Below are 18,310 nucleotides of genomic sequence, written 5' to 3' on the forward strand. Positions count from 1 at the left end.
GCCTTACACATTCCGGTTGTCGTTTAGCGTCAGACTCTGCTTAAGCGCGCTCCAGCGCACCTCGTCCTCTTCGGTGAATGCCCTGAGTGCCGAGAGGGTAAAAATCATCAATACCGGTTTGCCCGGCGTCTGCACGGCCAGCTGTTTTTGCCACAGGCGCTGCCCGTTACGGTCAAAGGTGGTTTCAACTTCCAGCCCGTTAATTTTTCCGTCAGGCCCGACTTTTACCTTCCGGAATTCGCTCTGGGCAATTTCGCCCATCTGAGGACGCAGCACATCCCACTGGCGGTGGAACTCTTGTTCATAGTCGCTGCCATCGGGGATAACGCCGCGGCTGACCACCACGGACAGCCCGCTTTCGTCATCGCGAATAATGTTCATGCTGTTATCCTGCCAGGCAGCAGGAAAAAGGGAAAACGAACCTTCCTGGAGGGTGTATTTCATAAGTGAACTCGGGATGATTAATATTGTGAAAAACAAAAAGGCCAATCCATGCTGGCCCTCTGGCTGGCTGTTTTATTATTTACGCCATTGTCCTGACTGTTCGACTAAAACCTGGCTGCCTTTGCTGACAGCCAATTTCGCAGGTGCATAATCTTGATTAGTTGTTCGTTGCAAAATGCATCGCATTGAATCTGGCAGCCCACTGCTGAATATCGGCATTTATAACCGGGCTATTATCAGATGACCGATATTGTATAACGTCCGACTCCGGAACCACCCAGGCCGCAAAGATTTTGCCGTCAGGATCGATAACCAGCGCTGACGCGTTCTCCAGATAGAGATCTTTTAGCCAGCCTTCAACAAACAATCCGCCACCTGCGGTGGTATGCGGTTCACCGAAGACATCAAAGTTATCAATAAAGGTCTGGTAATGATTTCCAAGCAACGTCCTGAGACTGTCTGTTACTTCTCTGTCGTTAACGATGCGGCTAACCGTATCGAGCTTATTGTATTGCGATAATTCAAGCGCCGATGACGCTTCAACCACTCCAGCCAATAAAGCCGCGCACAATACAGCTGCCAGATATTTTTTGGTCATAAATCACTCTGAAGAACCATTTTCGTAATTCATGGTTATTTTCACAACCTTACTGTCTTTAACCTCAAAAGAGAGCAATTTCTTACCCAATTCATAGGAAATCCACTGCTCCCCGGAATCATTTTCAACCTGGCCACTACCATAAGCGTTATTCAGTTCATTTATTGTTGAACCAATATGGATCCCTCGGGCTGTTTTGCCATCCGCAGCAGTTAGCGTAATCTGCGACACAATATAATCATCAACACTTCTCTCGGCTTTATCCCACCAAAGATTGGAAGTGAATATTTCTAACCCAGACTTTTGATGCTGGAAGAATTTATAATTTATTCCGTCAAAAGGAACTTCCCCGACAAAATGGCCGTCAATCGGCAACTCAAATTTACGTGCAACGTCATTAGTCCACCTGTCGCCCAATGCGACAGACTGTTTGTTTATTTGTACAGAAAAGTCGGGGTTTGCTAAAAGATTATGGGATGAATTTTCAACTTTTTTATTGATTTGAGCAGTCGTGGCATTACTGTTCAAGCTGCAGAGCACCAGAACCGAACATAAAACACTCAGAATTTTCTTACTCATAAGTTGATCCATTACTTAAACTTTGGAATATCATATGATAGGTTTGCCCCAGGGAAATTATCAAACATTTTCTTCATGTTTGATGTTTGGGCTACAGCCCAGTTAACATCAGTTGCATACTGATGTGTTCCTGGCGAAGCTGGGTTCCATCGCATCTTATAAAGATTGTTTTGGGCATAATCCGCATTATTGATGTATTTTTCGGAAATCCATTTCGCACCACCATCTATCGCTTTCTCTGGCGAAGTCCATCCCATTTTATATGCGTAATTGGATCCTGTTTTAACAGCATTGCCATCTAAAGCGCCAATACCGTACATATTATAAACTTTTACACCATTGACCTCGACACCTTTCGCCAGTTCACTCGCTCCGTTACCTGTTTCGAGAGCAGAATGTGAGGCCAGGTAAACTTCACTGACATTGTATTTCTTTGCTGCATCAAGATATGTTTTTTCTTGACCTTCAAGTACGCCTTTACCTTTCAGGAAGGAAGCCATATCAGTTTCAGAAACACCTGATGAAGATGAGAGATCAAGGAACTGATATTTATCAGTTCCAGTATTGTAATTATCCGGGTTTGCATATTTCTTAATATCATCTTCAGAGGCGTTAACAAAACCGCGTCGCGTCCACTTTTGAGGTTTAGCCTTTAAATTCTTTTGCTTATCCACCATGTCCTGCAACGAATAATTATATTCACTGGTTTTGTCTGTGCCCGTTGTAGCAGCAGAATTGTTTTGCGCAGGTGCCGCTTTACCCGATCCTCCGGCAACTCCCGCACCGGCAGATTTTTTAGCCTGATCCGGAGAGAAATACGCCTGCACCGCCGCATCAATATCCCCTTTATGCCCCGATCCTGGTGCCGTTGTGCCCGGCTTGGTGCCAGAGGTATTCAGATGCAGCTTACCGCCCGTGGTGATATACCCATCCCCTTCCACGAAGAAGTTAAACTCTTTGCCGATCAGGTTAATCTTGCCGTTAGCGTTCAGCTCAATGGCGCTCTCACCGGAGACCAGCCGCAGCTTCGTCCCGGAAGCAATCACATACTGCTCCACCGCCGCATCCAGCTTGCCTTTCCCCGTCAGGATCTCGGTTCCGCCTTTCACGGCCTGGGTTTGGTTCGCTTCCACGCGGTGCAGCTCGTTTTTCTTCACGTAATGGCTGCGCGCCCCGCCGACGCTGTGCGTTTCATCGTTCTTAACGCTAGTGTCCATGTTGCGCTCGGCCTGGATCCACACCTGCTCTGCGCCCGCTTTATCCTCAAACCGCAGGGCGTTGGCATTGTCGACTGAACCGTCTTTCGTGCGGCTCATAAAGCCCATCTGCGTCGCGGCGGCAGGCAGCGCCCACGGCGGCATGCTCGCGTCGTTGTACACGCGACCGGTAATAATCGGACGGTCCGGATCGCCGTTGATAAAGTCCACCACCACCTCGTCGCCGACGCGCGGGATCTGCACCCCGCCGTAGCCCTGGCCCGCCCACGCGCTCGACACGCGCACCCAGCAGGAGCTGGTGTCATCGCCTTTCGCCAGGCGGTCCCAGTGGAACTTCACCTTCACGCGGCCGTATTTGTCCGTCCAGATACTCTCGCCCTTCGGCCCCACCACTTTCGCGGTCTGCGGGCCGTAGGTGCGCGGCCACGCCGTGGTCTGCGCCGGACGGTACACCACCGCCGACGGGATGACCGTAAAATCGGTGCGGTGAATGGTTTCACCCTCGCCGCTCGCGTAGCGGTTCTCTTCGAAGTGGTAACCCGCCGCCGTCACCAGATACTCGCCGTTGTCGCTGAAGAACGGCGCGTTGGTTAACGTGAAGGTGTGGCCCGGCACAATCCCCGCCGCCGTGGCGGTGGCCTGAATCTGCTGATGTTCAACCTGCCAGCGTTCCTGACGGATGCGGGCATAGAACTCCCCGTGGCCTTTGTCCACAAAGCGACCCGGCCAGTCGTACACGTCGATGCTGCCCGGCTTCGGCGACGCCGGGTTCTGCTGGGCCTGGAACAGCCACGCGTTCGGCTTGCGGAAGTCATAGTCGTCGAGGCTGTAAATCCCCGGCGTCACGCTGTCCTCCAGCGCCCACTGGCTGATGCCCTCTTCGTCCGTACTGCCGCCGGACGGCGTCTGGTGGTAAGGAATGACCTCATAACCGCTGAACGGCTGATGCTGCGTGGCGGCGTCGGTGAGCACCAGGGTGTGTTTGTCCGCCTCGTGGCTGAAGTGATAGGCAATCCCCTCCAGCTCCATCAGGCGGCTGATGAAGTCCAGGCTCGACTCCTGATACTGCACGCAGTAGTCCCACACCCGGTAGCTGCCGGTGAGTTTATCCTCAACGTTAACCTGATGCTCGCCCAGCAGGGTTTTCACAATCTGCGGCACCGTCTGCCCCTGGAAGATACGCAGGTTACGGTCGCGCTTCATCGGCCACAGGTCCGGCTCAACCGTCAGCTGGTACACCGCATAGCGGGTGCCCGTCAGCTCGACGGCGCTGACCGCCACGCGGGTAATTTTGCCGTTAACATAGCGGGACGTCAGCAGGTTCTGCGTCGGGATGGTCACCGTGACCGGCTGGCCCAGCAGCTTGCTGCGGTCAATGCGCGCGTCCGTGCCGAGCACGGTCAGCGTCAGCGCGAACGACTCGGACATCGCCTCGCGGCCCGTCAGTTTCCAGAACAGAAGCCCCTCCACCGGGAGCTGAACGGTAATTCGGTTGAGCATAATCTTTATTCCATCTAGCTTATGCGATTCAGAAAAGAGGTTCGCATCTGTGACTGAGCGTAATTCTAAGGGTTCACCAGCCAGGTGCCCGGCTTGGTGATATCCAGCGTCTGGCCACGCGTTCTTCCGTTGCCCTGCAGTTCAATCTTCACCTCACCGGCCGGCAGCTTGAGCGATGCATAGCCGTTGGTCGCCGGACGCAGCGCTTTTGGCTCGCCGTTCACTTTCAGCGTTTCGCCGTCGAGGATGCGGATATAGACCAGCGCAACCGGGCTCTCCACAGGCGGCGGAGTCTGCTGGGCCGTCGCCTGCTCGTTAACCTTCGCCGTTTCCGGCTTCACGTCCGGCGCGTTTGCGGCGGTCTCAGTCGAACGCGTCTCTGCCGGTGCCTGTGCAGCCTGCTCGGGAGCATCGTTACCGCCGCTGAACAGCATCGCCCCGGCGACAACGCCCACCAGCACGCCTGCGGCAACCATGCCAGGGATCTTGTAGCGGCGCCAGTCGAGCAGCGAAGCCGGTTTTTCGTCTTCGACCGGAACCAGCATCGTGCCGGGCTTTTTCGCCGTCAGCACGTCGTTGATCCCTGCGACCGGCATCTCTATCAGCGCGGCGAACTCGTCGATGGACTGCGGACGGTCCTCCATGTGCAGCGCCAGCGCGCGGTCGATGGCCTGCAGCAGCGGAATGGAATAGCCCTGCGGCATGATTTCCACCAGCGGTTTGCAGGTATCCTGAATCGAGCGCACCACGCTGACCGGCGGCGGAGAACCCACAATCAGGGTACGCAGCACCGCGCCGAGGGCGTAAATATCCGTCCACGGACCCTGCTCGCTTTCGTTATCGTCGGTGTACTGCTCGATCGGCGCAAAGCCCGGGCGCAGCATGGTTTCCGTTTCGTCGGAAAGGTTACCGATGGTGCGGCGCGCGGAGCCGAAATCAAGCAGCACCGGCAGGCCGTTATCCTGGATCTGAATGTTATCCAGCGAGATGTCGCGGTGCAGATAGCCTTCGTTGTGGATGGTCTTGATCGCACCGAACAGCATCGGCAGCGTGCGGCGGATCCAGGCCTCGTTGATCAGCTCCGGCTTTTCTTCGCGCAGGCGCGAAAGCGTGGTCCCGCTGTAAAACAGCGTCCCCATGTAGGCCGTGTCGTTTTGCACCCAGAAACGCAGGACGTGCAGCAGGTTCGGGTGGTTAAAGCGCGCCAGCAGACGCGCCTCCTGAATAAAGCTGTTCAGGCCTGCGGAAAACGCTTTGCCAAAACGCTCGCTGCGCAGCACAAGGGTCATGTCGTCGCCGCGCACGGCGAGTGAGGAAGGCATAAATTCTTTGATAGCGATAGTGCGTTCGAGCTGGTGATCCCACGCGCGATAGACGATGCCAAAACCGCCGCCGCCGATCACCTCTTTGATTTCAAACTCGTTGAAGCGGTACCCGACCGGGAGCGCGTTTGGGACAGTCCGATTGTTATCATTATCCGTCATCTTTTACAGTTCTCTTGATGATTATTACGCGGCAAACTGACAGTGAAACTCGCCCTGCTCGCAGGTGACGTGCAGACGTCGGTACTGCTCGTCGCTGCGGCTGGCGGTAAGTAAGATCTGGCTCATCTGAGGCAGCAAGGTGTTGGTCAGAATAGCATCCACCATGCGACCGCCGGACTCCACCTCGGTACAGCGCTGAACAATCTGTTCCACTACGCTGTCGTCAAACACAGAAATAATGCTGTGATTCTCTTCCAGACGACGCTGAATGCGCTTGAGCTGCAGGCGAACAATCTGCCCCAGCATCTCGTCGCTGAGCGGGTAGTACGGCACCACCAGCAGGCGGCCCAGCAGCGCCGGTGGGAAGACCTCCAGCAGCGGCTGGCGCAGGGCGCCGCTTAACGCGTCAGGCTCCGGCATCAGCTCCGGATCGGCGCACATGGCGCTAATCAGGTCGGTGCCGACGTTGGAGGTCAGAATAATGATGGTGTTACGGAAATCGATGTGGCGCCCCTCGCCGTCTTCCATCCAGCCTTTATCAAAGACCTGGAAGAAGATCTCGTGGACGTCCGGGTGCGCTTTTTCAATTTCGTCCAGCAGCACCACGCTGTACGGGCGGCGGCGCACGGCCTCGGTCAACACGCCGCCTTCACCATACCCTACGTACCCCGGAGGCGCACCTTTTAAGGTGGAAACGGTGTGCGCTTCCTGGAACTCACTCATGTTGATGGTGATAACGTTCTGCTCGCCGCCGTAGAGGGATTCCGCGAGCGCCAGCGCGGTTTCGGTTTTACCGACCCCGGACGGGCCGCACAGCATAAAGACGCCCACCGGTTTGTTGGGATCGTCCAGCTTCGCCCGCGAGGTTTTCACGCGGCGGGCAATAAGATCCAGGCCGTGACGCTGGCCGATAACGCGCTGGTTAAGCGTGTCGGCGAGGTTGAGCACCGCGTCGATCTCGTTTTTCACCATCCGGCCCAGCGGGATCCCGGTCCAGTCAGAGACCACCGCGGCAACCACGTTTTCATCCACCGCCGCAAACAGCAGCGGTTCATCACCCTGCAGGGCGTTCAGCGCCTGCTGCTGTTCCGCCAGCTGGCCGCGCAGCTCGGCGCTATCGTCATCGCCCGCCGCGAACAGCGCCGCCCGCAGGCGGATAATCTCCTGCACCAGGCTGCGTTCTTCTTCCCAGCGCCGGGCCAGGGCTTCGCGTTTTGTCTCATACGCGTCGCGTTCGGCGAGTAAAGCGGTTACGCGCTCGGCGTCGCCGGCTCCCACGCGCGCTTCGCGCTCAGCAATCTCAATCTCCACGTCCAGCGCGGCAAGGTTGCGCAGGCAGTCTTCCAGCTGCGCAGGCGGCGCGCTCTGGCTGACCGCAACGCGGGCGCAGGCGGTGTCGAGCAGCGCAACGGCTTTATCCGGCAGCTGACGCGCCGGGATGTAACGATGCGACAGCTTCACCGCCGCGCTGACCGCTTCGTCGAGCAGCAGCACCTGGTGGTGCGTCTCCAGCGGCGACACGGTGCTGCGCAGCATCAGAATGGCTTTCGCTTCGTCCGGCTCGTGCACCTGCACCGTCTGGAAACGACGGGTCAGCGCCGGGTCTTTCTCGATGTATTTTTTGTATTCCGCCCAGGTGGTGGCGCCGATGGTGCGCAGCTGTCCGCGCGCCAGCGCGGGCTTCAGCAGGTTCGCCGCATCGCCGGTCCCCTGCTGGCCGCCTGCGCCAATCAGGGTGTGGATCTCATCGATAAACAGAATGATTGGCGTGGCGCTGGACTGGACTTCGTTAATGAGCGCCTGCAGACGGGCCTCGAACTCGCCTTTCATGCCTGCGCCTGCCTGCAGCATGCCGATATCCAGCAGCCACAGCTGAATATTTTGCAGCGGCTCCGGGACGTCGCCGTCGGCGATACGCAGCGCCAGCCCTTCCACCACCGCCGTTTTCCCGACCCCGGCTTCCCCGGTCAGCAGCGGGTTGTTCTGGCGGCGACGCATCAGGATATCCACCATCTGGCGGATCTCTTCGTCGCGCCCGACAACCGGGTCAATCTTCCCTTCGCGGGCGCGGGCGGTCAGATCCTGGCCGTACTGGGCCAGCGTCCCCTGCGCCGCCGGTACCGTACCCGCCGGTGCGTCTGCGGCGGCAGCGGCCTGCTGCGTCTCTTTGCTGTTGGCGCAAATCGCGTCGAACTGCTCAATCAGCACCTCGACGTTAAGGCGGGTGAACTGCGACGAAATGCTTTTCAGCACGTTGGCCAGGTTCCAGGTTTTAAGCATGCCGATCAGCAAATGGCCGCCGCGAATACGGCTGACGCCAAACTTCAGCGAGCCGAAGACCCAGGCGCGCTCCACGGCGCTGTCAATGTGTTCGGAGAGATCGGAAACGGAACTCGCCCCGCGCGGAAGGACATCCAGCGCGGCCACGATATCGCGCGTCAGCTGCTGTTCATCAAGGGCAAAGTGGCGGATGACCTGCTGCAGATCGCCATCCTGCTGCTGCATCAGCTGATGCAGCCAGTGCACCAGCTCAACGTACGGGTTGCCGCGCAGCTTGCAGAACGCAGTGGCGCTTTCCAGAGAGGTAAATAACAGCGTATCCAGTTTGCCGAAAAGCACGGCACGGCTAATTTCTGACATGTTAGTTTCCATTAACAATGATTCGGTATACGGAAGGATTACCGCTCTGCGCGATACACCAGATCGCCACGCGGGACAGGCTGCGGCTGAAGGCCCAGCCAGGTGTTATAGCCTAATCGCCCATTGCTGCCGAGCGTGGTGCCCTGCACCGCGTCTTCACGCAGGATCACCCGCGTTTCCCATTCAAACTCCACCCCGGCGTACTGACGCACCCAGTCGCGCAGCTCGGTTACCCAAGCTTCACCCGGCAGAAAACGGTTGTACTCCTCCGCGCTCAGCGGGCCAATTTCGATGCGAAACTTATGCTGCACGTCGCGGACGGCAACGCCGAGAAAGGCGGATTCCCCCATGCGCGGCATGCGGCGTCCTGCTCCCAGCTGCGCCTGCTCGCGCGTGGAAAGCGGCATCCACTGCGGCACGTTGCTGACCAGCTTAACCGGCGCGTTAAAATAGCTGCGCAGGATCTTCTCCAGCCCCTCCGGATCCCGTCCGTGACGGGTCAGGTGCCCGGCGTGGGTAAAGCGGGCATGCGAGCTCAGGCTGCCTTTGTTCATCTGCCCCGGCTGGCCCATGCCAATCAGCGACGCCAGGTAGCCCTCAAAGCGCCTGTTATCAGCGCGATCGAGGGAGACGGTGGGCTGCGCATCCGCCCAGGCGCGGTAAAACAGCAGCGCCAGGCGATGATGGAACAGGTCGGCAAACGCGCTGAGGCTGGTGTCCTGATGATGATAAATTCGCTCGCGGGCGTATTCGGTCATATGGACCGGCAGCGGGCCGTTCGGGCCAAACAGGCCGAAACTGAGGATAGACACCTCGTGCAGCCCGCTTTCCTCCCGCTGGCGGACCTGAGCCAGGGTCGACGGTGCAAAACTCATCGACGGCTGCTGGCCGATGCGCAGCGGCTCAAATTTCGGCAACGGCGCGCGTCCCAGCGGGTAGCGTTCGCCGCCCTGGGCATCAATGCGCCTTAACAGCTGAAACAGATCGTAGCGCCAGGGCGTCTCGCGAACCCCTTGCCAGAACGCGTCCGGCAGCCGGGTCAGGCGATGCACGCGCAGCGGTGCAGTGGCAGCGTCACTCATATCAGCGCCCTTTTACCCATGCGCGGCGCCCAGTAGCCAATCTCGCCGCGCTGCTGACTTTTCAGGGTGAACTCCGTAAAGCTGTTGATGGACACCAGTCGGGCAAAGAGACGTTCCATCACGCTGCCAAAAAGCCACGGACTGGCGCCGGAAAAGGCACGCTCATCGACCGTCAGGGTGATGCCGATCCCGCGGGCGAAAACGACCGGGCCGGGTTCAGGCACGCGGCGGTGAACCGGCTCCAGCACGCAGTGGCGTACCCCCTCCACCTGGCGCGCAACGGGCGTTTCTGCCAGGTTGGCGTACAGCCCTAACAGCTGGCGCAGCGCGGCCGCGCCGTCTTCGTTTTCGCTGTCCATCAGGCTGAGGTAGTTCATCTGCAGCTGGCTGATGAGCCGCCAGGTGCTGAACCCTTCCGCCAGCGCCGGACGCGGCGGCGTCGGGCCTTTACGCAGGGTGAGGGATTTCACCGGCATGGAGTCGGCCATAATGAACTGCCCGAGCTCCTGCTGCAGCATCAGCGGCAGGTCGCGGCTGGTGCAGAGCACCTCGGCAGAGATATAGCGCAGGTTTTCCTGCCACGGCGCGTGCTGTTCATCCACCAGCGAAACAAACACCTCCGAGCCGATATAGCCGGTGCGCGTGCCGTAGCGCAGGGCGTGCTCGGACAGCACGCGCTGTTCGCGGCGCAGGGAAAAATAGGCCCCGTAGTTGCCCGCATCGCCGCTCCAGGTGCTCCAGAATGGACGAAACGTCTGGTCATCGCGCTGGCCGTCCGCGCTGCCATAGATTTTTTTGACCGCGTAAATTTCATAATCCAGCGGACGGATATTATCGACCACCAGATGGTATTCATGCTGGCCTTCATTCAGCTTCTGACGCGCCGCGACCTTTGGGAACAGGTTGATGACCGGCGTACAGTGCAGCGCCAGATGGCTGGCATCAACCACGCGCTCCAGCTGTTCATCCGACTTATCCAGCAGAATGAAGATGTCGAAGGCTTTTTCGCCTTCACAGCGCTCGATTAGCTTGCCCAGACCGCTCAGGCTAATGAAGCGGAAACGGGCCGGAAAGGCGAAATACTCCTGCAGCAGGCGATAGCCATCAAAGTTGCGCAGATCGTCCGGAAGCAGGGCCTGGTCAGGCTCAAAGCCTTCCTGGCGCAGCGCGTCCGACGCCAGCAGCTGTCGCTGCGGCTGCGGGCTGACCGTCTGGCAGACGATCCCGGCGTGATGCTCCATCACCAGCTCCAGCAGCTTCAGCGCTTCAATGTCCGGGCCGCCGAGGAAAAATTCCAGACGGTCGAAATCCAGGTGCCTGAGGTTTTGCGGGCCGTCGCAGGCGATGCGGATCCGCAAGGCGCTGCCGATCCCACGCTGGCTCAGCCCCAGCTGCGCCAGCGGCAGATCGGCGGGCACGCCGCCCAGCTCGACCTTGTCGATTTTCAGCGGCAGCAGGTTGACCTCGTGCGCCGTGGTATAGCTGCAGGTCACGCCGGTTTTTTTTAGCGCCAGGCTGTCCATCATGGTACCGCGCGGCACAATGAAGCCCTTGCTCAGGTCGCCCCGGCTGCTGTCGGGCTCAATCTCCGCGATCGCCATCGACGGCGTGGGCGCAAGATAGTTAGGCGCAATCATCTCCAGCAGACGCTGGGAGAAGCGCGGAAACTCCGCGTCCATTTTCATCTGCACGCGGGAGGTCAGGAAGGCGAAGCCCTCCATCAGACGTTCGGTATACGGGTCCGCCACTTCGATGCCGCGCATGCCCAGCCGTCCGGCGACCTTAGGATAGCGTTCGGCAAACTCGGCCCCCATTTCGCGCAGGTAGGCCAGCTCGCGGTTGTAATATTCGAGCAGTTTACTTTCCATGATTACCCCGCATCTTTCAGTTCAAAATGGCCGTTTTCCAGATCGACATCGGTACGAAACAGAAACTCCAGCGGGTACGGCACACACCACAGACGCCCTTTGATCTCGATGGAGAGCACGTTGTGCAGATCCAGCGAGGAGGTATCCGACACGCAGCGGACCTGCAACCCCTGCGGTAAAATGCGCGGCTCAAAATTGATGATGGCCTCGGTGAGCTTGCGCTGAATGTCGTGCCATTCGATATCCGACATTCTTTTCCCGGCCAGCGGCGCGACGCCGAAGTTGACCACCGAGCGCTTCACGTGCGGCAAGGCGCTCAAATCGCCGGAGGCATCGTGGTTGATGGTGTTAAACAGCCACTGCAGATCGCGCAGGACGTTGCGGCGCAGGGCGGCGTGGGTGATCAGATTGCTGTTGGCCGACTCGCGCTTTTTTTCCGGCTCATTATCGGTGAGACGATCCAGCAGCGAGGGCTGCATTTTGTCGCGCGCCCCCACCTTCTCCTGCTTGCTGCGGGCTTGCCAGCCGCTGCGCAGCAGATCGCCTTCGCCAGCGGGATTACTCATCGGCTCCATCCGTCGCAAGCGTCACGAGGCTTAAGGACAGCAGCGGGTATTCGCTTTGCTCGCTCAGCCAGGCCTTCTGGCCCCTGCCTTCGTAAAGAGTGCCGTCTTCGTCGAGCGGCTGCCATTCGGTGGTGCGGCCCAGCCTGACCGCATCAGTGGCATCGGCAGCAAACGGGTAACGCGCCGGGATCTGACACACCTGCTCCGTACCGTCGGTCAGGCGCACCAGCGCGTGACGCCAGACCAGATCGGTCACGCTGGCGGGTGCCTGGAAACGGATCTCCGCGATAGCGCTAAACGGCAGCCAGAAATAGCGGCCGTTCACGATGGTTTCGCAGACCGGGCCGAGACGGGCGTCGCCGTCCATCAGCCAGTCAAACGCCTGCGTCTCCTCGTTTTCGAGGATAATCTGGCCGGGGATGGCTTCAGCCCGATCGAGGCCGTCAAGACGCAGCGCCCGGGCGCGCTCGCCCTCCTCGCTCAGCGCCGCGGCCAGGGTCGTCAGCCACGGCCACTGGGTTTCTGGCATGGCCGGACGCGCCTGTCCCGCCATCACCTGCGCGCGCTGCAGCTCGCCCTGAATGGATTGCTCCAGCAGCGTGACGGTGGGCTTCGCCTGAGGCTTCAGCGCCAGCCAGCTTTTCAGCTGGGTCAGCGCGCGCGTCCAGTTGCCGCTGAGGGTTAAAAACTGCACGAACGCGGCGCGGAGGTCGGCATCCGCCGGACGGGCTTTGATTTCAGCTTCAAGGCGCGCCAGCGCGTCGCTGAGCGACTCGCCCGCCAGGTGTTGATAGAGCGTATTCATAGCCACTCCTTAATTCGCCGCGCGCCATGCGCCGACGGCCGGATCGCGCAGCTGAGGACGCAGGGTGTCAATCAGGACGATATTCAACGGCGTGCCGGGTGCGACCCAGGCGCTCCAGGTTTTTTTCACCGCCGCAATACGCGCCTGCAGTTTTGCATCGTCGCTGGCGATTTCACGGGAAATCTCCACCGCTACGGTGCCGTTGCTTTTCCAGCTGTTCAGGGCGCTATCGTAAGGCAGGATCATCCAGCTCTGGTCGCTGTTTGGGGTGCTGAACACCATGCGCTCTTTGTTGACGGAGGTGATCAGCGCGTTTTCAGGATCGGCGCTTTGATTCAGACCCGTCACCGGGAAGCCGTGGATATACGTCACCGCCATCTCTTTCTGTCCGCCGTTGCGGGACTGTGAAACCACGGTGTGTCCGCTCAGCCAGCTGCCGTTACCGCAGCGGGTGGTGTCAGAATCCGGAATAAAGAGCGCCGGAGCGGAAGCGCCCCCTTCCCAGAAGGTGCGCAGGTGACAGCCGTCCTGCAGGGTGAATTCCTGCCACGGCGTGCGGTCAGCCGCGACGGTGCGGGAAGCCACGTTCTGGTCCGGCGGCAGCAGCGCGCCGCTGGCCGGGGTTGCGGTGACGGTCGCAGCAGGCGCGGCCTGGTCCTGTTTCACCACCAGCGCCCAGTCCTGCGCTTTGCCTGCCGTGCCCTGCGCCAGCGTGGTACCCGCCGGATCGTTTAGCGTCCAGCTAAGCTTATTCAATTTGCTGCACTGGTGTTCCAGCAGGGAGCCAAGACGCGGCACAAAGTTCTCCAGCACGGAGACGTCCTTCTTGCCGTTCGCCACAATGCGCAGCGCCACCTCAGGCTTACACCAGCTCTGCGGCGTGTTGTCTTTAATGTTGTCGATCCAGATATCCAGCTTCTGCGCAGGCGACTGCACGATGCGGAAATTCTCAGCCTGCGCGGTGGAGGTGACCGCCAGAAGTGCCAAACCCGATAGCCAAAGTTTCATATCGTTCCTTGTGTGTCTAATCAGTTCCGCAGGGAAGAAATTGTGCTGCGTCAGAGAGGGTGTGCAGCAAAGTGGTGTCCTGAGGGTTGCCCATCCATACCGCCAGGGCAGTATAGTTATCCTGAGCATTCCCCTCCTGTTCGCCATTCTTTTGAATGATTTGGTTCATTAAGGTCAGCCACTCCTGCGGCGTATTGACCATATGCAGCGACTGCTTCATTTGCTCTTCGCTAACGCCGTGCCAGAACCCGTCGGTGCAGAGTAAGAATGCATCGCCGTCTTCAACCTGCACCACGTCGCTGTAGCTCGCTTCCGGCCCGCCGTTTTCAATTCCCAGCGCCAGATAGAGCAGGTTGCTGTTCAGGTTGTCGGTCTGGTGCCCGGCGTCTTTCATCTGCTGCACCAGGCTGTGGTCGGTGGTCACATGCCACAGCCATCCCCGGCGAAACAGGTACAGGCGGCTGTCTCCGGCGTGCGCCCAGTAGGCCAGGCCGTAATCACGGTCAATGAACAGGCTGACCAGCGTCGTGCCCATCCGACGATAGTCCTGAACGGCCTGCTGTTCGCTGAGGATGGTGCGGTTAGCCGTCTGCACGTAGTCGCGGATATGCTGCGCATTAAGATGTTTGTCGCCATCGAAGCGGGAGATAATGCTGTTGCGGGCCAGCTCTGCAGCCACCTCACCGCCCGGCAGGCCCGCGATGCCGTCGCAGACGACAAAGCAGGCTGAACGTTCCCCTATGGTTTCTCCCGTCTGATCCTGGTTGCTGGCGCGCGTCCCCTGGCGGGAGAGAGAAGCCGTTGCGATATTCATTTGTCTTCCGATCCGCTCTGTGAGTCTTTGTACTGATTCACCTCCATGTCGTACGCATGAAGGAAAGCCTCGCCGAACAGGGTGTGGAAATCATCCTCAATCTCGCCAGCCGTTTCGCCATAGCTGCGCACAAAATAGTCCCACAGGGCAGCTTTGCGGCTGCCCGGCAGCGCCAGACGAGAGGTCATCCCGTTCTGCTTCGCCTGCTCTTCCAGCTGTTCCGGGTTAAAGGACTGCAGCATCGCGGCAATGATGGCGCGGATACCGGAGATCATGCCCAGCTGGTGCGCCTGCAGGTCGATCAGCGCGTCGCGCACGGATTTGGTCGGCGGCATAAAGCCCGGCATCGGGGTGCCGAACATCTGGATCAGCACGGTTTTGCCGGTCGGCAGCAGCTTGAACGGGTTGTTGGCATCGTCCAAAACCATGGTCATATCGGCCTTCACGCCCCGCTTGAGGATGGAGCGCGAGGAGAGCAGCGCCACGGTTCCCTGAGAGAACATGCCGAGGATCTGCCCGAGCTGACGCATATTTTCACGATCAAACTGCGGGACGGGCTGCATTTCGCTCAGGCCCATGCCTTCCAGCAGCGCCTCCAGCAGCTCGCCCTGCAGCACTTCGCCCTTCTCACCGCTGTTCGCCGTAGCGCTTGGGGCGGCGGCGTTATTGACCGGGTCAATGCGCAGACGGCCCTTCGGTGCCTGAGCGCTGCTGCGCGCAACGGCCTGCGGCGTTGGCATGGTGAAGCCCGCGTAATCCGGCCGCGCGGGCTCTTCTTCAGCACGCGGTTCTTCCTGCGGCTCAGGGGCGAACAGCGGAGAATCGGCCAGCACGTCCTCTTCCTGCTCGGGTTCCGGCACTGGCGCAGGCTTTTCGGCAATAATGTCATCCGGATGGGTCAATGGCGCGCCGCCCATCAGCCCGAGCGGGTCGTCATTACGCGCGGCTGGCGCGCTGGCCTTACCGCCAAACAGGGCCAGCGGATCGAGCTCATCCGTCGCCTCGTCTTCTGGCTTCACGGGGCTATTCTCGCCCGGCGGCACCAGCGTTGACGGGGTGACGTCGTCAAAAATACTCTCTTTTTTGAACAACGCTTCGTCGCTGAACAGCGTGTCCGGGTCGACATTCTTACGCTCGAGCTTTGGATCGCTGTCGTTAAACATCGCCAGCGGATCTTCCGCGTTACGCTCCGGGGCCGCAGGCTGGGAGAACGGATCGTGCGATGCAGCAGGCTGCGGTTTTGTACGGTTGCTGGAGATGCTGTCGGAGATGGAGAACTCCTGCATCAGGCTATCCCAGATCTCCGTTGGCACGGCGGTTGGCTCGGCCTTCCCGCGCGGTGCGGCACTCGCCGGCTTCGGTTGCGCAGCGGGCGCGGACGCGGCTGCCGGACGCGCCTGCTGATGCATACTGGCCGCCATACGGCTTACGGGTTGCGTATCGTGGATCAGTTCGGTCACTTCGATACGGTAGTCATCAATACCGAGAATGTCGCCATCCTGCAGCTCAACCTGACGCCCTCGCTCCAGCGGAATGTCATTTAATACCACGCGGGTGACGCTGCCACGGTTGGTCACGCGGCATTCGCCCTGGGCGTCAACGTGAACAATGGCCTGCAGACGAGAGATGGTGCGGTCATTATCCGGCAACACCAGATTGTTATCCGTACCGCGCCCAATGGTGCCGCCCGGGGCGTAAAAATCACAGCTGCTTTGCGGCGGCTGATGACCGGGTTTCGTAGAAATAATCGTGAATCGCATGGCGTATTCCTGCTGGTATGATTAGCGCTCAAACGCTGCCGCTCTCGGGGCGAGAACGGCGGCGTTTGAGAAATTGAATATCAAAACTATTTAATGAAGGTGATAAAATATAATCCAACAATGAGCCATAGAGTGAATATTAACGCCTGTAACTTATAACGGCGATGTAATTTTAGCATCCAACCAATTCTTTCTTCAGGTAACGACTGTACATATTTATAAGCATCTTCCTGAACAAGCCTTTCACGCGTGAATTTCATTTCAACGCCTTTATAAAGGCGAACAAACCAGATTATTTTTTGATAATTGGCCAGCGAACCAAAAAAAGAAGCATAGTTGGTTACAAGATCCAGATCATATCCCTTGCGCCGATAGTCTGAAAGTAACCGATTATAATCAGCCTCGTGTTTTTTGAAATAACGAGAACTGAACAAATCCATAATTACAACAACCAGCAATAAAACCACGATAAGAAATAATGATAAATTCTCTATATTCACCATATTTTATCCATCATATACTCAGTCGCTCCGCCCGCTATCTCGCCACCAACGTATCCACCTGCAGCAGCCCCAACAATAGAGCAGGCGAGCAGTCCTACGCCCCCCGTCGCAACACCAAGCGCAACGCATACACCAGCACCTGCCATTGCTCCGTATTTACCACCGTAAATACCCCCTGCCAGGCTTGCACCAAAGCTGCTGTATTTTTTCACAGCGACTTTAGAACAACTCTGCTCTCGTCCTACGGTGCAGGCATTGTAAACTTCATTAGTGGTATTTGCACCTGCAAAACCTATTGCAAGCCACCCTCCCGCTTTAAGAAAACGAGCGGCCTTAGAGGCATTATCGATATAAGTTGAATAACCACGAATAGAGGCGACCCCGGCTGTACTCCATTCATGTACAATGGATCTGCTTGACAAGCCTAATGCATGCTTCAATTCGTTATAGGGCTTCATCTTTAAGGTCAGTCGGGACAATTTGTTTAATAAACCATCCAACTCAGAAAAGAGGCGCTGACGTTCAACAAAAAACTGTTGGCTTATCAATGTCCCTTGTGCTCTGTACTGATTCTGGTAAGCCAATTCAATGGATTTAAGTTTTTTTTCTATTTCACTAAAATATTTTTCACCTGCATCAGCAACGACACCAAGGGACTTATCCATAAAATTAGTAACTGCAGCTATGGTACTAAAATGTTGATTAAAGAAATTCGCTTCACCAGAATTAAGATCGGCCAGAGCACCGTTGACTTTCTTTTTAGCGAGCTGTAATTGCTTAAGCTGCACAGAATTATTACTTCCCGGTGCACCAAGAATCAACATCTGCCCAGGTTTTGACCACTGCACATCACTATTAACCTGCATGAAATAACGTGCAGCATCACTATTTGGATCGTTGAATAAAAGCCTTGTCTGGAAATCCAGGGTTCCGGGTTGCTGAACAATACAATATCCCGGATTAACTAATGATTGGCTAGCCATATTCATTCCCTTTGATTTTTACAAAAACGCTCACAAATAAGCATACCCATTTAAATAAAAACGGAGTTGAATTAATATCCAAAGGTTGACACTTTCTTAAAAACATCAACATTTGAAAACGCTCCTATTCTATTCTAACCAGCGATAATTCGCCTCTGGAATTTATACTGAGAATAAAGCGAGTAGCATATCGAACAATAGTATTATGATTTCTCGATTCTAATACCACATCATACTCCCCTGACTGCCAGTCTACTTTATCCCAGCGTAGGCACTCTTCAGATTTCAAAAAGCGGCTGGAAGGAAATGCTCCTGGAGAGAAGATGCTTTCCCATTCGTTACCTGCACGTCGAGATATCGAGGGTTCATAAACTAGCACAACCTCACCTGGTTCAGTGTCATTCGAAACGCCAAAACAGGGTGCATTTTTTTCCACCTTAACAGTTAAACTCTGAAACT

Annotated in this window: 15 protein-coding genes; all 15 read right to left on the reverse strand. The window is 57.4% G+C overall.

Annotation, left to right across the window (positions count from 1 at the left end):
* Positions 1 to 3: 3 nt before the first annotated feature.
* The 15 genes from NWV12_RS12945 to NWV12_RS13015 all read right to left on the reverse strand — a co-directional run bounded on the left by NWV12_RS12945 (position 4) and on the right by NWV12_RS13015 (position 17,851).
* On the reverse strand, positions 4 to 444 hold the full coding sequence (locus tag NWV12_RS12945) for a DcrB-related protein (RefSeq protein WP_048980913.1): 441 nt from the start codon (positions 442 to 444) through the stop codon (positions 4 to 6).
* A gap of 157 nt (positions 445 to 601) precedes the next feature.
* Positions 602 to 1,042 carry a hypothetical protein gene (locus NWV12_RS12950; protein WP_048980952.1) on the reverse strand — a complete coding sequence of 147 codons (441 nt, stop codon included), beginning with the start codon at positions 1,040 to 1,042 and terminating at the stop codon, positions 602 to 604.
* Positions 1,043 to 1,045: 3 nt separating this feature from the next.
* Entirely contained in the window at positions 1,046 to 1,621 is a 576-nt protein-coding gene (locus NWV12_RS12955; RefSeq protein ID WP_232056974.1) for a hypothetical protein, read from the reverse strand.
* 11 nt (positions 1,622 to 1,632) lie between these two features.
* Positions 1,633 to 4,338: a type VI secretion system tip protein TssI/VgrG gene (gene tssI / locus NWV12_RS12960; RefSeq protein WP_048980916.1), complete on the reverse strand. Its 2,706-nt coding sequence runs from the start codon at positions 4,336 to 4,338 to the stop codon at positions 1,633 to 1,635.
* Between the two features lie 65 nt (positions 4,339 to 4,403).
* Entirely contained in the window at positions 4,404 to 5,822 is a 1,419-nt protein-coding gene (locus NWV12_RS12965; protein WP_048980918.1) for a serine/threonine-protein kinase, read from the reverse strand.
* 24 nt (positions 5,823 to 5,846) lie between these two features.
* On the reverse strand, positions 5,847 to 8,462 hold the full coding sequence (tssH, locus tag NWV12_RS12970) for a type VI secretion system ATPase TssH (protein WP_048980919.1): 2,616 nt from the start codon (positions 8,460 to 8,462) through the stop codon (positions 5,847 to 5,849).
* A 38-nt stretch (positions 8,463 to 8,500) separates the two neighbouring features.
* Positions 8,501 to 9,544: a type VI secretion system baseplate subunit TssG gene (tssG, locus tag NWV12_RS12975; protein ID WP_048980921.1), complete on the reverse strand. Its 1,044-nt coding sequence runs from the start codon at positions 9,542 to 9,544 to the stop codon at positions 8,501 to 8,503.
* A complete protein-coding gene (tssF, locus tag NWV12_RS12980) occupies positions 9,541 to 11,412 on the reverse strand; it encodes a type VI secretion system baseplate subunit TssF (protein ID WP_101744592.1) in 1,872 nt (623 codons plus the stop codon). Before tssF ends, tssG begins: the two co-directional genes overlap by 4 nt.
* A gap of 2 nt (positions 11,413 to 11,414) precedes the next feature.
* Complete coding sequence (tssE, locus tag NWV12_RS12985) at positions 11,415 to 11,978, reverse strand: type VI secretion system baseplate subunit TssE (RefSeq protein WP_033145789.1); 564 nt, start codon at positions 11,976 to 11,978, stop codon at positions 11,415 to 11,417.
* Entirely contained in the window at positions 11,971 to 12,783 is an 813-nt protein-coding gene (locus NWV12_RS12990; protein ID WP_048980925.1) for a type VI secretion system accessory protein TagJ, read from the reverse strand. The genes tssE and NWV12_RS12990 overlap by 8 nt, the downstream gene beginning before the upstream one ends.
* A 9-nt stretch (positions 12,784 to 12,792) precedes the next feature.
* On the reverse strand, positions 12,793 to 13,791 hold the full coding sequence (locus NWV12_RS12995; RefSeq protein ID WP_048980926.1) for a hypothetical protein: 999 nt from the start codon (positions 13,789 to 13,791) through the stop codon (positions 12,793 to 12,795).
* Positions 13,792 to 13,807: 16 nt separating this feature from the next.
* Positions 13,808 to 14,605 carry a PP2C family serine/threonine-protein phosphatase gene (locus NWV12_RS13000; protein ID WP_014884226.1) on the reverse strand — a complete coding sequence of 266 codons (798 nt, stop codon included), beginning with the start codon at positions 14,603 to 14,605 and terminating at the stop codon, positions 13,808 to 13,810.
* Positions 14,602 to 16,365: a type VI secretion system-associated FHA domain protein TagH gene (gene tagH / locus NWV12_RS13005; protein ID WP_048980928.1), complete on the reverse strand. Its 1,764-nt coding sequence runs from the start codon at positions 16,363 to 16,365 to the stop codon at positions 14,602 to 14,604. The genes NWV12_RS13000 and tagH overlap by 4 nt, the downstream gene beginning before the upstream one ends.
* Positions 16,366 to 16,451: 86 nt before the next feature.
* Positions 16,452 to 16,868 carry a hypothetical protein gene (locus NWV12_RS13010; RefSeq protein ID WP_033145793.1) on the reverse strand — a complete coding sequence of 139 codons (417 nt, stop codon included), beginning with the start codon at positions 16,866 to 16,868 and terminating at the stop codon, positions 16,452 to 16,454.
* A complete protein-coding gene (locus tag NWV12_RS13015; RefSeq protein WP_058841364.1) occupies positions 16,862 to 17,851 on the reverse strand; it encodes a hypothetical protein in 990 nt (329 codons plus the stop codon). Before NWV12_RS13015 ends, NWV12_RS13010 begins: the two co-directional genes overlap by 7 nt.
* Between the last annotated feature and the right edge of the window lie 459 nt (positions 17,852 to 18,310).

This window comes from Enterobacter sp. Crenshaw (assembly GCF_024734705.1).
GTDB lineage: Bacteria > Pseudomonadota > Gammaproteobacteria > Enterobacterales > Enterobacteriaceae > Enterobacter > Enterobacter asburiae_B.

Bases quoted from the DNA above. Each gene is read 5' to 3' on its own strand.
- NWV12_RS12945 (WP_048980913.1), bottom strand. From the start codon at position 444: ATGAAATACACCCTCCAGGAAGGTTCGTTTTCCCTTTTTCCTGCTGCC.
- NWV12_RS12950 (WP_048980952.1), bottom strand. From the start codon at position 1,042: ATGACCAAAAAATATCTGGCAGCTGTATTGTGCGCGGCTTTATTGGCT.
- NWV12_RS12955 (WP_232056974.1), bottom strand. From the start codon at position 1,621: ATGAGTAAGAAAATTCTGAGTGTTTTATGTTCGGTTCTGGTGCTCTGC.
- tssI (WP_048980916.1), bottom strand. From the start codon at position 4,338: ATGCTCAACCGAATTACCGTTCAGCTCCCGGTGGAGGGGCTTCTGTTC.
- NWV12_RS12965 (WP_048980918.1), bottom strand. From the start codon at position 5,822: ATGACGGATAATGATAACAATCGGACTGTCCCAAACGCGCTCCCGGTC.
- tssH (WP_048980919.1), bottom strand. From the start codon at position 8,462: ATGTCAGAAATTAGCCGTGCCGTGCTTTTCGGCAAACTGGATACGCTG.
- tssG (WP_048980921.1), bottom strand. From the start codon at position 9,544: ATGAGTGACGCTGCCACTGCACCGCTGCGCGTGCATCGCCTGACCCGG.
- tssF (WP_101744592.1), bottom strand. From the start codon at position 11,412: ATGGAAAGTAAACTGCTCGAATATTACAACCGCGAGCTGGCCTACCTG.
- tssE (WP_033145789.1), bottom strand. From the start codon at position 11,978: ATGAGTAATCCCGCTGGCGAAGGCGATCTGCTGCGCAGCGGCTGGCAA.
- NWV12_RS12990 (WP_048980925.1), bottom strand. From the start codon at position 12,783: ATGAATACGCTCTATCAACACCTGGCGGGCGAGTCGCTCAGCGACGCG.
- NWV12_RS12995 (WP_048980926.1), bottom strand. From the start codon at position 13,791: ATGAAACTTTGGCTATCGGGTTTGGCACTTCTGGCGGTCACCTCCACC.
- NWV12_RS13000 (WP_014884226.1), bottom strand. From the start codon at position 14,605: ATGAATATCGCAACGGCTTCTCTCTCCCGCCAGGGGACGCGCGCCAGC.
- tagH (WP_048980928.1), bottom strand. From the start codon at position 16,365: ATGCGATTCACGATTATTTCTACGAAACCCGGTCATCAGCCGCCGCAA.
- NWV12_RS13010 (WP_033145793.1), bottom strand. From the start codon at position 16,868: ATGGTGAATATAGAGAATTTATCATTATTTCTTATCGTGGTTTTATTG.
- NWV12_RS13015 (WP_058841364.1), bottom strand. From the start codon at position 17,851: ATGGCTAGCCAATCATTAGTTAATCCGGGATATTGTATTGTTCAGCAA.